Below are 14,923 nucleotides of genomic sequence, written 5' to 3'. Positions count from 1 at the left end.
TAAGTTAATATGCAACTAATTGCATATAAATATTGTTATGCAATTAGTTGCATAAGTCAAGTGGTAAATTAAAAAATATGGCATTAGCGCACGCAATATTAGCTGCTCTGGTTGATGCACCCTGTAGTGGGTATGATTTGGCAAAGCGATTCGATGGCTCTGTAGGCTTTTTCTGGTCAGCAAGTCACCAGCAGATTTATCGAGAGTTGGCGAAGCTAGAAGATCAAGGATTGATTAGTTCCGAGTCGATTCTTCAAGCAGGACGACCAGATAAAAGACTCTACAGCGTTACAGACTTAGGAGAACAGCACCTCAAAGAGTGGATTGCTCAACCTTGTGAACCCACACCGATTAAAGATGATTTACTGGTAAAAATTTTTGCTGGTCATATTGTTCATAAGCAAACTATCTTGGCAGAGTTAGAACATCACCAAGAAGCCCATCTAAAAAAATTGTCTACGTACAAGCAATTAGAACAGCTTTACTTTCAGAATCCGCAAGAACTGCCAGAATCAGGCAAATTTCAGTATTTGACTCTCCTAAATGGCATTAGTTACGAAACACATTGGCTAGCCTGGTGTAACCAAGTAAGAGAGTTACTGAACCAAACAATTGAAAATTAGTAACAATGTTTAATTCAAGTTTTCCTCGTATCTACACGCTGTTTGGTAGAATATCTGGGTCGTTTAATGTGATTATCTCCATCTTTGAGCCAATCAACAGACCTTATTAACCTAGATACATTAGCGCAAGAACTAGCGACAATCCAGCAAACGGGTTCTAAAAGAATCGCCTTGCTGGGTTCTCGTCATGTCCCGATTACGCATCAGAATCTTATTGAAATGATGACATACGCCCTAGTTTTATCGGGTAATCGAATCATTACTTCTGGTGCTACAGGTACAAATTCAGCTGCCATTAAGGGAGCAACACGGGCGGATGCAAATTTGTTGACAGTGATTCTACCCCAAAGCCTGGAACGCCAGCCTTTGGAATCGCGCCAGCAACTAGAACAGGTAATGCATCTAGTCGAAAATCCCAGTAATGATAATCTGTCTCTTGCTGAAGCTAGTTACTTGTGCAACAAAGAGATTGTCTCCCGTTGCCAGCAACTAATCTGCTTTGCGTTTCACGACAGTCGCACCCTGTTACAAACTTGTCAGGATGCAGAAGAACAAAGAAAAGTGGTGACGCTTTTTTACTTTGATTAGTCATTTGTCATTTGTCCTTTGTCATTTGTATTTGACTAATGACTGATGACTGATGGCCCTTACGGGTTCGCCAGTCACTCATGGGGGAAACCCCCAAGACCGCGCTGGCTCACTGATGACTAATAACCAATGACTAATAAGTAATGATAATTTTTTTGTACTCGATCGCTGCTGCTGTCGTTCTAATTTACGTGCCATTTTTGCTAGTAGCTTATGCCCGTGTGCGTATTGGGTATGAAAGTTTTTCTACTCCTCGCGCTATGTTTGATAAATTGCCACCTTATGCACAACGAGCTACTTGGGCACATCAGAACACCTTTGAAGCGTTTATGGTGTTTGCCGCAGCAGCATTGATGGCTTATGTAACTGGTGTAAATTCTTTTACAGCCCAAATAGCTGCGATCGCCTTTGTGGTAGCCCGTTTGCTATACTCAATTTTTTATATTTTGAATATACCCCTTTTGCGATCGCTGATGTTTGGCATTGGCATCCTTAGCTGTGCCACTCTCATCTTATTGAGCATCATCCAAGCTACTAGTTAATTGGGGCATGGAGAGTAGGGAGTGGGGAAAACTTTTCCCAATCCAAAATCGTTCGACTGAGCGAAGTCGAAGTCCAAAATCTAAAATCCAAAATGTTTTATGGCTTCTACTTTTTCTTTTGACATTGTGAGCGACTTTGACCGACAAGAGTTGGTTAACGCTGTCGATCAAGTTATCCGAGACATCAAAGGTCGTTACGACCTCAAAGATACTGAAACTACTGTCGAGTTAGTTGAAGAAAGCATTAACGTTAGTACTGACAGCGAGTTTACCTTAGATTCTGTACACACCATTCTGCGAGAAAAAGCCGCCAAGCGTAACCTATCCCAGAAAATCTTTGATTTTGGCAAAGTTGAATCAGCCAGTGGTAATCGCGTGCGTCAAGAAATCAAACTCAAAAAAGGCATCAGTCAGGAAATTGCCAAACAAATTTCCAAATTGATTCGGGACGAATTCAAAAAGGTACAAGCTTCAATTCAAGGTGATGCCGTGCGGGTTTCTGCCAAATCTAAAGATGACTTGCAAGTTGTCATGCAGCGTCTAAAACAAGAAGACTACCCAGTTGCTTTGCAATTTACAAATTACCGTTAAAAGATTCGTAATTCGTAGTTAAAAATTTAATTACGAATTACGAATTACGAATTATTTTAAGTCCGTCCGCCAATACTTCTTTGAAATGCCGGACGCTCAGATAATTGCTTCATATAGTTCAAAACTGCTGGATAAGGGCTGAGGTCTAGCTTCAGTATCATGGGAATGTAATTCAAAATAGACCCTACTGCCACATCAGCAACAGTGAACTCATTGCCAAGTAAAAAAGGTTGCTTACTGAAAATTTCATTTAACGGAGTCAACAAGCGGGGCATTTCCCGTTCCCGATTCTCTTCTCCAAAAATCCCTGGGCCAAGGGTAGCATTGGCAAATAAAACCCATTGGTAAAATACAGCACGTTCTTGGAGTGAAAGTGGAGTTTTACTATACTTATCGGCAAGATACAGCAAAATTGCCCCAGATTCCCAAAGTTTAAAATCTCCATCAACAATTGCTGGAACTTTACCAACCGGGTTAATTGCCAAATATTCAGGCTTGAGGTGTTCACCTGCCTGCATATCAAGCCTGACAAATTCGTAGGAAATTCCTAATTCTTCTAAAAACCAGTGAACAATTGAGGCTCGACTACGAGCGCCACCGTAAAGTTTTAGCATAATTACTTAAAGCACTTTGTGAGTGTGAGAATGCTGTTTAACGTTATCTTCTTTGGTGACAACTCTAGCGGCATTTAACACCCGTTTGCGCTCAGTAGAATACTTAAATTCAGTGTAGTTTGTACCTAAGGGAATTAAAGATTTTGCAGATTCACGACGCTTGTAGGTACGAGCTGCTGCAAATGCCCTCGGCACAAATTCTTCTCCAAACTGAGCCGTCTCTGGAAAGCCATCTGGCAATACTTGTGAATCGCCATCCAGCACAGCTCCTAAAGTTGTGGCATGAGCCAGCTTATAGGAGGTAGGGATGCCCTTTAAGAGCGCTTCTAAAGCCGCAGAGGGAATTGGTTCTATAACTTCGATTTGATAAACTTCTCCATCTTCTTTGACGAAGCAGGTTGCCAAGCCGATAACAATGTAATCATCGGTTGCTAAATCTGGGGCATTAGGATAGGAAATTGCGGTTGTCATCGGAAAATTTCTCAAAATTTAAAAATTGGATTTGGACATTGGGCATTGGGCATGGGAAAGAGGACTTGAGGACAAGGAGAATTGGGGACAAGGGGAAAGACTTGTTGGAAGCTCTAAACTTTTGTCACCTTGTCACCTTGTCCCCTCTGCTCACCTGCTTCCCCTGCTTCCCCTGCTTCTTCATCCCCTGTTTAATGAACGGCTTGTTGGCATTCTACCAATTTGTCGCTGTTACTACTTGACTAGTCTTTGAGATTGACATCTGCTATTTCTGGAATTCACCTTGGGGATCGAGTATCCATGATTAGGTTTGAGGAGCAATCGTTTATTTAGGGCGTAGATTTCTACAGGTGTGAGTAGTTTAAATTCAGTCTTGAGATAGCTTTAAAGTAACTATAAATACCTTAAAAATATACACATAGTAGTAAAACTACTAGCTGCAAAAAATTAGAATTTGATTCAAAAAGCAGGTATTTAAGGCAGGGAAAGATGAATATTCACTCATTTTTAGCTGACGGTGAGCAGCAAAGCAAGCAATATAATAACGCGCTAAATAATACAGATAAAGTACAAGAGGAGAGGACAAGCGATCGCAGCGAATCTACTTTTGGTGATCGCTATTTACGCTCTTGTGCTTTAAGGTCGGCTCAACAAGGAAATTATACTGAAGCGATCGCACTTTTAAGCCAACTAATTTCTCGCCATCCCCATAATGCCATTGATTACAACAATCGCGGGCTAATTTATTTCCAAAGTGGTGAAACGCAAAAAGCGCTTGACGACTATAATACCGCCCTCAAACTTAATCCTTATCTGGCTAGTGCTTATAATAATCGGGCAAATTACTACGCAGCTTGTGGAGAATTAGCAGCAGCACTTGCCGATTACGATCAAGCGATTGATTTCAATCCTCGCCATGTCCGGGCGTGGATAAACCGAGGCATTACCTGGCGTGATTTGGGGCAATATGAAGAGGCAATTGAGAATTTTGAGGTAGCACTGCTTTTTGGTCAACTAGAAGGTAATATCTGGGCTGAACGCGGCAGAACTTACCATCTTTGGGGCGACTGGAATTGTGCGATCGCTGATTATCGTCGCGCCCTCACTCAACTGCCTTCTCTCGACAACAGTAAGGATATTACTGGTTGTCGCTTGCGTTTACAACTCGAAAATTGGCTAAACGAGCTGCTATCTGAATCAGCGTCTTAATTGGTAGATTAGTTCTTCTGGGGGATTCAAAATTCAAAATAAATTATTAAACTTTGAATGAGAGTATAGTGACGCTGTATCGCTCATGACTAATAGATGATAGCTACATAGCTATTCAAAAATTAGCTATTAACCATTATTTATTAGCAATAATATAAATTTAACACCCGGCTTATACGTAGCCTGAATCACAAGAAACTTAAATAATCCCAAATTCGCTATTTGTCTTAGGGTGATGACTCTGTTTGTTCATCTTCTCGGCGATCGGGATTCATCAACACGACCCGACGCTGATTAGGATCAAATCGGTATCCTTGTTGTTGCATAATACTTTTGGTTTGCTGAGGATCGAAGTTACGGCTAAATTCCACCTGCAAACTGTTGACATGTCCTTCCATCAGCTTGACTTCAGTACTAATTTCGCGCAACTTTTCTTGCTGTGACCAATGATAAGGCAGAAGTTGTGCTAAGGCAGATCCTGCAACGGCTGTAATCACAAGATTAACTGCTATTTTGGCTGTGCTTTCCAAAGCCATCACCTGGTAAGAACGTTGACGAAGATGCCGCTTTGGTCGAGGAGTAACCCGGCGTTTTTGTATAGGTTGTAACGGTGGTCTGGAGGGTTGAATCGCGTTCATGATGCTAAAAAATAACCTCGCTGAGTGAAGGGAAGCACTGTAAAAGCTCTCTGGCGCTAATTACTGCTGATTTAGCTGTCATATTACTTCATTTTTTTGAAATAGCTACAAGTGTTGCACCAGTTAAAAAATAACCTGGCTTACGTAAGTGCAAGTCTAGATACTTAATGGCTTTAGACCATGAATTCTGGAAATTGCACCCCGTACTGCCAGGATTATTAGCTTTTTAACTGTGTCACATCGGAGCCTTATTTGTAAAGTTCTGTGGCTAATCGCCAAGCTAGAACTCCGGGGATCAAGGCTACAACTAGAGCGATGTAGACTTGAGTATCTGAGATGGAAGATATCTGAGCGATGTACAGAGTATCTAAGATAGGCATGGCTGAAAACCTCCTAACCTGAATAGATTTTGAACAGTTCGTTTACTACTTTTCCTTGTTTTGCCAAGATTGGGGAATATCTTGTTACAAGATGCAACAAAAGCAGGTATTAGTCAGTAGTCCTTAGTAATTCTTTAATAAAAAAATTCATAAAACTATGGATTTCTATTTGGGTATCGACTTTGGCACCTCTGGCGCACGCGGTATGGTGGTTGATGAGGAAGCTAGCATCCAGGTTGAGGTGCGATATCCCTTCCAGGACTCACCAGCCGCCGTTACGCCCACAATTTGGCAGGAGGCTTTGTTTGTGCTGGTGGAACAAATACCTGAGCAATTGCGGCGAGAAATTAAAGCGATCGCAATTAATGGTACTTCCTCCACCGTCTTGCTGGTCGATGCTGCTGGCAATCCAACAGATGCACCACTTTTGTACAACGATGCGCGGGGATCATCTGTCCTAGAGGATTTGAAGAATATCGCACCAGCCAATCATACCGTGTTGAGTGCCACCTCCAGCCTGGTCAAACTTTTGTGGATGAGGCAACAACCCTCTTTTAGTGAAGCTAGATATTTCCTGCATCAAGCAGATTGGCTAGCGTTTCTCCTACATGGACAGTTGGGTATTAGCGATTACCATAATGCTTTAAAGCTGGGTTATGACGTGGAAGAGTTGAAATACCCAGAATGGCTAGAAGAATTGCAAATACCGATTCAGCTACCCAAAGTTTTACCTCCTGGTACTCCAATTGCCGAATTGAGTCCTGAAGTTGCAGATAAATTCAGTTTTCGCCGTGATTGTCTGGTGTGTGCAGGTACAACTGATAGTATTGCCGCTTTTCTTGCCAGTGGGGCAAAATTACCTGGTGAAGCCGTGACTTCCCTTGGTTCAACGTTGGTACTAAAGTTATTAAGTCGTACCCGGCAAGAAGATGCCAGATATGGGATTTACAGCCATCGGTTGGGTGATTTATGGTTGACTGGTGGTGCTTCTAATACTGGAGGTGCAGTATTAAAGCAATTTTTCACAAACGCTGAGTTAGAAAGCCTTAGTCGGGAGATTGATGCCTCAATTGCCAGCGAGTTAGATTATTATCCGTTGTTGAAGGTAGGCGATCGCTTTCCGATTAATGATCCCAATTTACAGCCACGTTTGTCACCACGCCCAGATAATCCAGTGGAATTTTTGCATGGGTTGTTAGAAAGCATTGCCCGCATAGAAGCACGGGGGTATGAATTATTACAGCAAATGGGCGCAGACAAATTGAGCCGTGTTTATACTGCTGGCGGTGGCGCGGCGAATGAAGCTTGGACTGCGATTAGGGCGCGTCATTTGCAGGTTCCTGTAGTCGCGTCAGTGTACACAGAAGCAGCTTATGGAACGGCGCTGTTGGCGATGGGAGGCGGAATTAAGGGTGAACAAGAGTAATTGTGTAACAATCTTTTCGTAGGTATTTCGTAAATCAGTATCTATCCCAGTGACAATCTACATATCTCGGCCGATACTGTGATTATTAGATACCGGACTATAGATTCCAGGTTCATGATCTGGGCAGCTATTCGGGGATGGGTGCTTCGCCACAAGCGAATGTCATCTATCCCCTTCATTAATTATTGGCGTGAGTTCTGAGGGGATACGCTTGGGTTAAGGCTAAAACTCTTTGTCAAAGTCAATTATTTTAACGTAGACGCAAAGCGGTTTGCCGCAGGCTACCGTAGAGGCACAAAGGGCACAGAGAGAAGAAATGCTTAGTGTATTAAGGCAAACATGACAAACTTTCACTGGGGATATTAAGTCGCAGTGATGGTAAAAGAAAGCCATGAATGCCATTTACCGGATTCGTCAAGTCCGACATCAGAAATCCAGATGGTTTATTGTCAGGAAACTTCAAGGGCTTTATTTAGAACGCGACGCAGATGCTCCTGTAGGATACTTTCAGCCCCAGGATAAGCTGGAAGAGCCTCAATTTCAGCGTTGGAATGAGATACATAGGAGCCAGGGTAAATAATCGCAGCATAATTAACTACTTGCCTACCTTCTCTGTTTTGGATAGCGTCATGGTAAGTGTGCATCTTCTGAATATCAGCAGTTTTAGGCTTTCCTTCGTTGCTGGTGTTTTCCAGTGGCTCACTCTCAAGTTTGTACTTGGGATCAAATAAATAAACTTGTTGAGAGCCATTAGCTAGTTTGATCTCTACTGCTACATCAGGGCGCAATGTAACGCTGGCGCTTCGCAGTTCTCCATCTTTGCCATAGCTTCGTTCAGGAATTAACTTAATTTTTGTCTTGTGTTGTGGGTGAATTAAAACTAATGCTGGTTGTCCATTGGGTAAAATTCTGACGTAGACTCCCGTTTTATCTCTAGCAACTAAACACTGGGTTTCAACTTTGTATCCTTTGTCTATAGCTACTTCCAATAGCGTTGCAATTATCCACAAAGTTCCCCAAATTTGGTAAAGTTTGTAGAGATTCTCCAAAGGTGCATCAAGGTCTGAATCATCCAAACGTACAGCAGGACTTCTGATAAATTCTAGATAGCCTTCTAAAGCAGCATGGTAAAGTGGACGGTTTAACAAAACCATCGTAATTTGATTGGGCAAATATTTAGGCTGACTCACCTCATCGAGAAAAGCTGCTTGTTGACGAGCCTTTTTTAATTGGTAAAACAGAAACTTAATCTCTTCCAAAGGCTTACCTTTAGGGTCAGCTTCAAAAGCTTGCCGAATTCGTCTAAGTCTCTGATTGACAAGCTCAAAAAATAACCTAACCAATTGGTTTTCATAAACATTAACAGTATGCTCAACTCGGACATCCGGTAAGCGAATCGGTCTTCCACTCACATCCAAGTTATGCCCTCGAAAAAAAGCTTGAACTAGCCCACCAAGAGGAGGTCTGCGGACTTGATCTTGCCGAACCCGAATTTCATTAGTTTTGAGGATTTGATGAGGATTGCGAGCAAGTTGGCTCAAAATCTCACTCAGCCCTAGTCTGTTACCTGCACCATTAATAGCCCGACGTAAGCGAAGTAGTTCCTGAGCTAAAGTAGTTTCACTTAGTTGTGGTAATTTCAGACCAGCTAAAGCCCCGGTACGCTGTAAGCCTATCGCTACTGAGGTTGGCAGACGAGAATCAAGATCCTCTAGCATCTGAGCAAAAGCTTCACGACTAATTTTCTGAGGCCAAACCGCAATTGTCTGTTCCTCAATCTCATTTTGATACTCAAGTCGCAGTTGGTAGTAACCAGGGTTTGAGCGAGGCCACTCAGCTAGTACTCGAAACTTTCCACTCAAATCCATTACCAAGAGCGGGAGTTTTTTATCTTGAAGCCAAAGCCGTGTTTGTTGTAATTTTTCTTGAGGTACATTAACTTCCAACCAAGCAGGTTGCCACTCACTTGGAGCAGCTATAATCTCGCCTTCGCGGCTAAGAAAACTCAGTTTAGAAGTAGGAGGTAAATCCATGTTGTTCAAATGTTTTTAGCATTTTGCTAGCTTTAGCGTGGCTTAGATTAAATTTATTTTCAGCAATATCAACAAATGCCTTAAGGGCTTCTCCCACCCTATCATCAGCACCTTTTAGTTTGGGCAAAATTTTCTGTAACAACTGTTCATCTAAAGCTTCTTCCCAAGAAATACCCAAAATTTTAGCTTCATTCACATAGTTGTTTATTTCATCTAAAACACGAAAAGCAAATGGGGTTACTAGATGCAGATTATCCCAAACTTCCATTAAAATTTCACGATAGTCAACTTCACCTAAATGCTCAAATAAATCATTACGGCAAACCTCAAGTTCTATCATTTGCGCTCGATCATAAACTTTGTCAGCAAAATTATGAGTAGTTTCGTCTACATTAACTGTGCCAATAAAGTAAAGGTTAGGTGGTAGCAAAATTTGTTTCTCGGATGCAAGTTCAATTTGGACTAATCCTTCACGCATCCTAACTTCCATCACTGAGAGAAACTTGGCAAAGTAATACTCTACCCGTGCTAAATTCATATCATCCAAGATTAAATGGTAAGGTTTGGGGGTGCGTTTTTCTGTTTGAGCTTGTTCGTACTCTTGAGCCGCTTTTTCTAAAAAATGGCTAAATGCAGTGTAATGGTATTCTTTATCCATTGGATTGAAGTAGCCGAGCAAATCTTCGTTAGTAGTCCAATTAGGAGCCACAGGAACTAAAAGGTATTCAGCCGCTACTACTTCAGCATAAGCTTTGGTAAGCCAAGTCTTGCCAGTGCCGCTAGTTCCTGAAAGAATTACAAATTTTCTGGTTTTAAGGGCTAAATGGTAGCGTCGCAAGATACTTTCAGAAATACGCAGACCTTTAGAGCGGATATTCTGACTAATCTCTGTAAACAAAGGTTCACAATAGTTTGGATAAATAGTTTTGAGGATACGCTGTGCTTTTTCGTAATTATCCACGTCTTTTTCCTTGTCAAATAATTCTGTAGCTCTGCATAAATCCTCAAAAGCTTTTTGCTGATTTTCGAGTTCTAAGTATGTAAGTCCTCGATGGTAATATGCCAAGGCAAAGTTAGGATTAATATGTAAAGATTGGTTATAATCATTAAGGGCTTTATCGTAATTTTCAAGCTTATAGTAAATATTACCTCGCTCATCGTAAATTTCGTAATTTTTAGGTTGAATCAGTAGTAAATAATTATAGTCATATATAGCATCGTCAGTATATCCTGATTCAGCTTTTACTTTTCCTCGGTATCTATAAGCATCTGCTATATTTGGAGCTTGCTCTAAAGCTATATCAAATTGTTTAATAGCATCTTGGTAGTTTCCTTCTTGATATTTATTCACTCCTTGTCGGCAGTAATATTTACCATTTTTTATATTAGTTTGATGTAAATATTCTTCAATAGCTGTAATTGGTTCATCACACGTTGCAACCAAAAATAAAGGGAAAATTCCTTCAAATAGCTGTTTTATTTCATTAGCTAGCTGTTGATAGTCAAAATTTAATACTTGATAAGATGTAATATAATTAGTAACTTGAATACACTTAGTCGCGCTTTTCTGACGAGCTACAATTTTTAACCAGTCAGCTAAACGATTAATTTTACTAATCTGCTGACTAGATTCAGAAAAGAGAGAAAACTTACCATCTATTCGAGTATTTTGGAGAAGAATTTCTTTAATCGCTGTGTTATTTTGGATGTTTTTAATAAATTTTTGTCTATTCACACTTTTCTCAGAAATATACAAGCCAAACCATAAACCAATTTGGTATAATCCGTATAAAAAAGTGAGCATTATTCCATTGAGTTTCCATTTGTTTTAAAAATAAGTTATATTCAATAAATGGCTCATACAAAAAAATATTTTCCTGAATATCTGTATGAAGTTGTTTTATTATTTCACCTGATAGTTGAGCAATAGTAAGCTGGTATAGCTGCTGAAATGGTTGTTGAATATAAGTTTTAAAATCTTCTTCGTGCTTTGAATAAAAATCTTGACTTGAATGTTTCTTTAATTGTGCAAGAAGGTCAAAACTTTTTAATGAAAATGGGCATTCTGGATTTACAAAAACTTCTGTCATTTGACCTGATAACGATAACTAAAATTATTATTGTGACATATTACACAAAATCTAACTACTTCACTACTTTAGAAATGTGATCGCAACAAACTTTCACTGAAAAAAGAACGCCAAATTGTAGCTTGAAAGTAACCGGATGCTGCGGCGCTATAGTGTAAAAGCTAATGACAGCAAGCGTAACACGGAGACAAAAAAGTGCAAATCACTAAGCGCAATGTTGAGTTAAGAGTAGATGGCAGCTTAATGCGTGTTTATGTTGCGGCTCCCAAAGCAGCAGGAAAATACCCTGGTATTGTGTTCTACAGTGATATTTATCAGTTAGGCGATCCAATGATTCGTCTAGCTAACTACTTAGCAGGATACGGCTATGTAGTAGCAGCACCAGAAATTTTTCACCGAATAGAACCAGTTGGTTCAGTAATTGAGCCAGATGATCTTGGAAGGATGCGGGGTAATGACGATGCGCGTCGAACCGCCGTAGCTGATTATGATGCCGATTGCCTTGCTGTGATTGAATTTCTAAAAACAGAGAGTGCGGTTTCTCCAAATCAAATAGGTACTCTCGGCTTTTGTATTGGTGGACATTTAGCTTTTCGCGCAGCATTTCAAAGCGAAATTCGCGCTTGTGTCTGCTGTTACCCTACTGGGATTCCCAGTGGTAAACTCGGTAAAGAGGTAGCCGATACAATCCAGAGGGTAAGTGAAATCAAAGGCGAGATGCTAATGGTGTTCGGTACTCTTGATCCTCATATACCAGATAGCGATCGCCAAACTATAATAAAAGCAATTGAGAATGCTAACATTCCTCACCAAGTTTTCTTGTATGAAGCAGAACATACATTCATGCGCGACGACGGTTATCGTTATGATTCTAGTGCTAGCACCGCAGCTTGGGCTGAAATAGTAACTTTCTTGGGGCGTATATTTGCAGAGTGAAAACTCCTATTATTGCTTTCTTCGCGTCAATTTTGAGTTGTTTGCAACGCTAACAAACCAGCACCATAAGCAGGTTCATACCTCGGAAAAATTACCTTTACATTAGGAAATTTATTAACAAGAGATGCTGCAAATCTTTCATGGATATTGCATCTACCACGCCAGACACTTCCCGTTGTAACTACTTCTAAAACTGAGTCGGCAGTAAAAATCGCATCAATTACTGTAGATGTAGCTTTTACTAACTCTTTTACAGCATCATCAATTATCATATTCGCTACTATATCGCCTGACGCTGCTGCAAAATCTACAACTGGTGCTAAAGCTGCTATCTGTTTAACTCCCCATTCTCGACGATATACTACTTCTATTAAATCTTCTATACTTTCCAAATCAAGATGCTGTTTGAAACCCTCTATCAAACTCGTTGATATTTCCCGTCCATCATCAGATTTTAATGCTGCGTTCATGCCTGCGATCGCAATTTTATAAGCACTACCTTCATCTCCTAAAATATATCCCCAGCCGCCGACTCGCTTAGTATGTCCTTCATGATTTCGTCCGAAAACTATCGAACCAGTACCTGCTGCAACCACAATTCCTACAGGCTGACCAATTCCACCAACTAAAGCAATTAAAGCATCGTTACAAATTACAATATTCGCTGGTTCTAACGCCCAATCAATAGGCGATTTGTTCTTCTGCAACTCTTTAACTAAACTTTTTACTACTTCAATATCTGCTGCACGACCTACACCTGCTAAACCCAGACATATCGCATCAATATTCACAGAATTTGTAATTATTGCTGCCTCAATCGCATTTTTAATCGCTGTTTGAATAGATTGTAAAGTTGCTTCGATACCTATACTCTGATAATTAGCTGGGCCTGCTTCACCACGACCTAGCACCTGACGCAAATCATCCATCAAGATACAAACAGTCTTGCTACCGCCACCATCTATTCCTAAAACATAACTCATGGATTGCAATAATCTTAATTATTTTGATGCTTCGGTTCTTCTTTTAAAGGTATAAAAAATAGAGCAATCATTCCAGGAATGGTCAGCAAACAAATCAAGACAAAAAATAATGGATAGCCAAGTGCTTTTTGCAAATAACCGCTAACTAATCCGGGTAACATCATTCCTAAAGCCATAATGCCAGTAGATATGGCAAAATGAGAAGTTTTATATTCGCCTTGGCAAATATACATTAAATAAACGCTAAAAGCTGTAAAACCAAAACCATAGCCAAATTGCTCTAAGGAAACCAAGGGATACACTAATGTTAGTGAAGGCTTAGTGTAAGCCATATACACATAAAAAATATCAGGTAAATTCAATGCTAAAGCCATAGGGAATAAACATTTTTTTAATCCATATCTAGAAATTAGTAAGCCTCCTAAAATTCCTCCACAGATTAGGGATATTACCCCAAATGTCCCGTAGACTAGCCCAACATCTGATGTTGATAACCCTAAACCTCCTACTTCTGGTTTGTCCAATAGAAATAAAGAGGCTATCTTCACAAGCATTGCTTCGCCAAGTCTGTAAAGCAAGATAAATGCTAAAATATTTATAATTTTATTTTGAGCAAAATATGAGCTAATAATTGACCAAAAGGGGATTATTTTTGTAGCCTGTAGATGTTGTTTATTATCTGACTCAGATAAGGGTAAAAATAGGCGATGAGAAATAAACAAGATTGCTAAAATTAAAGCTGAGAAGCCAATAGCTATAGTCCAACTTAAAGGAATATTATTGAAATATACTTCAAACTGACCTGCTAAGACTACTAATATTCCTGAACCGAAGATAACAGCAAGTCTATAAAAAAGTGAGCGAATGCCGACAAAGAAGGCTTGTTGTTCTGGAGATAAAGCCAATAGATAAAAGCCGTCGGTGGCAATGTCATAAGTTGCAGAAATAAATGCTCCTATTGTTAATGTTGCGAGGGAGATGAAAAAGAAATTTGGCAGTTGTAAGGAGATGGCTATCAAACTCAAGCAACAGAACATGGCAAATTGGGTGTAAATTATCCATTTGCGTTTGGTAGAGTAAGTATCGACAATTGGGGCCCAAAACATTTTGATGACCCAAGGTAGATAGAGAAAACTTGTCCAGAGGGCAATTTGAGTGTTATCTATTTCGAGTTTTTTGTAAAAGATTACGGAAACTGTGTTGATGATGATGTAAGGTATGCCGGAGGCAAAGTAGAGGGTGGGGATGAATTTCCAGGGGGAGGTTGTTTGATTTTTCATGGGTTTGAGGAACGAACCGCCAAGACGCCAAGTGCGCCAAGAGAAGATTAAGAGAGGATGATGCGTTTGATGCCGTCTTTGAGGAGAGGGACGTTAAAGTTGATGAGGAGGGCTAGCGGGTAATGAGTCATTTTAAGGTAGGAGAGGACTTGAGCTTCGTGGATAGGGGCTAAATTTTGGACAGCTTTTAATTCCACAATTAGACAATTAGCAACCAAAAAATCTAATCTACCCTTGCCTACTTCATGTCCTTTGTAATTTACTGTTACCGACTTCTCAACCAAATGAGATATCCCGCACCTGAAAAATTCTATAATTAGCGCCTCCTTATACACCTCCTCCAAAAACCCTGGCCCCAACACCCGATGCACCTCAATCGCCGCCCCAATCACAGCATAAACTAATCCATCCACCTCCTCACTTGGCTCCCTTCTCTTGGCGTACTTCGCGCCTTCGCGGTTCGTTTCCATCAATCCCTCTCCAACCCTATGGCAAAATTTATTAAAGTCCTTCCTTAGT

The 14,923-nt window shown here is 40.4% G+C and carries 18 protein-coding genes; 8 read left to right on the top strand and 10 right to left on the bottom strand.

Annotated features, from left to right (window positions below; all coding sequences use genetic code 11):
- The first annotated feature begins 77 nt into the window (after positions 1 to 77).
- The 4 genes from RMY00_RS10880 (at position 78) to RMY00_RS10865 (ending at position 2,344) form a co-directional block, all read left to right on the top strand.
- Entirely contained in the window at positions 78 to 623 is a 546-nt protein-coding gene (locus tag RMY00_RS10880; protein ID WP_322647549.1) for a PadR family transcriptional regulator, read from the top strand.
- A gap of 84 nt (positions 624 to 707) precedes the next feature.
- The gene (locus RMY00_RS10875; protein WP_041565591.1) at positions 708 to 1,211 is read left to right on the top strand and encodes a hypothetical protein; all 504 of its coding nucleotides are present in this window, start codon (positions 708 to 710) and stop codon (positions 1,209 to 1,211) included.
- A gap of 143 nt (positions 1,212 to 1,354) precedes the next feature.
- Positions 1,355 to 1,753 (top strand): MAPEG family protein, encoded by a 399-nt coding sequence (locus RMY00_RS10870; protein ID WP_322647548.1) that lies wholly within the window; start codon positions 1,355 to 1,357, stop codon positions 1,751 to 1,753.
- Positions 1,754 to 1,852: 99 nt separating this feature from the next.
- Positions 1,853 to 2,344, top strand: a complete 492-nt coding sequence (locus RMY00_RS10865) for a YajQ family cyclic di-GMP-binding protein (protein ID WP_012411046.1) — start codon at positions 1,853 to 1,855, stop codon at positions 2,342 to 2,344.
- Between the two features lie 56 nt (positions 2,345 to 2,400).
- Here RMY00_RS10865 and RMY00_RS10860 read toward each other — a convergent pair whose 3' ends face one another.
- A complete protein-coding gene (locus tag RMY00_RS10860; protein ID WP_322647547.1) occupies positions 2,401 to 2,958 on the bottom strand; it encodes a glutathione S-transferase family protein in 558 nt (185 codons plus the stop codon).
- A 6-nt stretch (positions 2,959 to 2,964) separates the two neighbouring features.
- Entirely contained in the window at positions 2,965 to 3,429 is a 465-nt protein-coding gene (locus RMY00_RS10855) for a hypothetical protein (RefSeq protein WP_322647546.1), read from the bottom strand.
- 489 nt (positions 3,430 to 3,918) lie between these two features.
- Between RMY00_RS10855 and RMY00_RS10850 the strand changes: the two genes are divergently transcribed.
- Positions 3,919 to 4,638, top strand: coding sequence for a tetratricopeptide repeat protein (locus RMY00_RS10850; protein ID WP_322647545.1), 720 nt, complete (start codon positions 3,919 to 3,921; stop codon positions 4,636 to 4,638).
- 227 nt (positions 4,639 to 4,865) lie between these two features.
- On the opposite strand, the gene RMY00_RS10845 is transcribed toward RMY00_RS10850, so the two are convergent.
- Both RMY00_RS10845 and psaM read right to left on the bottom strand, forming a co-directional pair.
- On the bottom strand, positions 4,866 to 5,276 hold the full coding sequence (locus RMY00_RS10845; RefSeq protein WP_322647544.1) for a hypothetical protein: 411 nt from the start codon (positions 5,274 to 5,276) through the stop codon (positions 4,866 to 4,868).
- 248 nt (positions 5,277 to 5,524) lie between these two features.
- Positions 5,525 to 5,614, bottom strand: a complete 90-nt coding sequence (psaM, locus tag RMY00_RS10840) for a photosystem I reaction center subunit XII (protein WP_040630342.1) — start codon at positions 5,612 to 5,614, stop codon at positions 5,525 to 5,527.
- Between the two features lie 199 nt (positions 5,615 to 5,813).
- Here psaM and RMY00_RS10835 point away from each other — a divergent pair, with 199 nt between their 5' ends.
- On the top strand, positions 5,814 to 7,082 hold the full coding sequence (locus tag RMY00_RS10835) for an FGGY-family carbohydrate kinase (RefSeq protein ID WP_322647543.1): 1,269 nt from the start codon (positions 5,814 to 5,816) through the stop codon (positions 7,080 to 7,082).
- A gap of 449 nt (positions 7,083 to 7,531) precedes the next feature.
- Here RMY00_RS10835 and RMY00_RS10830 read toward each other — a convergent pair whose 3' ends face one another.
- The 3 genes from RMY00_RS10830 to RMY00_RS10820 are packed head-to-tail and all read right to left on the bottom strand — an operon-like array spanning position 7,532 to position 11,205.
- Entirely contained in the window at positions 7,532 to 9,115 is a 1,584-nt protein-coding gene (locus RMY00_RS10830) for a DUF2357 domain-containing protein (RefSeq protein WP_322647542.1), read from the bottom strand.
- Positions 9,093 to 10,850, bottom strand: coding sequence for an McrB family protein (locus RMY00_RS10825; protein WP_322647541.1), 1,758 nt, complete (start codon positions 10,848 to 10,850; stop codon positions 9,093 to 9,095). Before RMY00_RS10825 ends, RMY00_RS10830 begins: the two co-directional genes overlap by 23 nt.
- Positions 10,851 to 10,857: 7 nt before the next feature.
- Positions 10,858 to 11,205 carry a hypothetical protein gene (locus RMY00_RS10820; protein WP_322647540.1) on the bottom strand — a complete coding sequence of 116 codons (348 nt, stop codon included), beginning with the start codon at positions 11,203 to 11,205 and terminating at the stop codon, positions 10,858 to 10,860.
- A 195-nt stretch (positions 11,206 to 11,400) separates the two neighbouring features.
- Between RMY00_RS10820 and RMY00_RS10815 the strand changes: the two genes are divergently transcribed.
- Entirely contained in the window at positions 11,401 to 12,141 is a 741-nt protein-coding gene (locus RMY00_RS10815; protein WP_322647539.1) for a dienelactone hydrolase family protein, read from the top strand.
- Positions 12,142 to 12,167: 26 nt separating this feature from the next.
- On the opposite strand, the gene RMY00_RS10810 is transcribed toward RMY00_RS10815, so the two are convergent.
- Entirely contained in the window at positions 12,168 to 13,124 is a 957-nt protein-coding gene (locus RMY00_RS10810; protein ID WP_322647538.1) for an N-acetylglucosamine kinase, read from the bottom strand.
- Between the two features lie 14 nt (positions 13,125 to 13,138).
- On the bottom strand, positions 13,139 to 14,335 hold the full coding sequence (locus RMY00_RS10805) for an MFS transporter (RefSeq protein ID WP_322647626.1): 1,197 nt from the start codon (positions 14,333 to 14,335) through the stop codon (positions 13,139 to 13,141).
- On the opposite strand from RMY00_RS10805, the gene RMY00_RS10800 reads away from it, so the two are divergent.
- On the top strand, positions 14,276 to 14,455 hold the full coding sequence (locus RMY00_RS10800; RefSeq protein WP_322647634.1) for a hypothetical protein: 180 nt from the start codon (positions 14,276 to 14,278) through the stop codon (positions 14,453 to 14,455). The genes RMY00_RS10805 and RMY00_RS10800 overlap by 60 nt on opposite strands.
- On the opposite strand, the gene RMY00_RS10795 is transcribed toward RMY00_RS10800, so the two are convergent.
- Positions 14,452 to 14,874: a GxxExxY protein gene (locus tag RMY00_RS10795; protein ID WP_322647537.1), complete on the bottom strand. Its 423-nt coding sequence runs from the start codon at positions 14,872 to 14,874 to the stop codon at positions 14,452 to 14,454. The genes RMY00_RS10800 and RMY00_RS10795 overlap by 4 nt on opposite strands.
- Between the last annotated feature and the right edge of the window lie 49 nt (positions 14,875 to 14,923).

This window comes from Nostoc sp. ChiVER01 (genome assembly GCF_034531155.1).
Lineage (GTDB): Bacteria > Cyanobacteriota > Cyanobacteriia > Cyanobacteriales > Nostocaceae > Nostoc.
The sequence above is the reverse complement of the archived record's forward strand: the minus strand, read 5'-3'. Positions and strand labels throughout refer to the sequence as shown.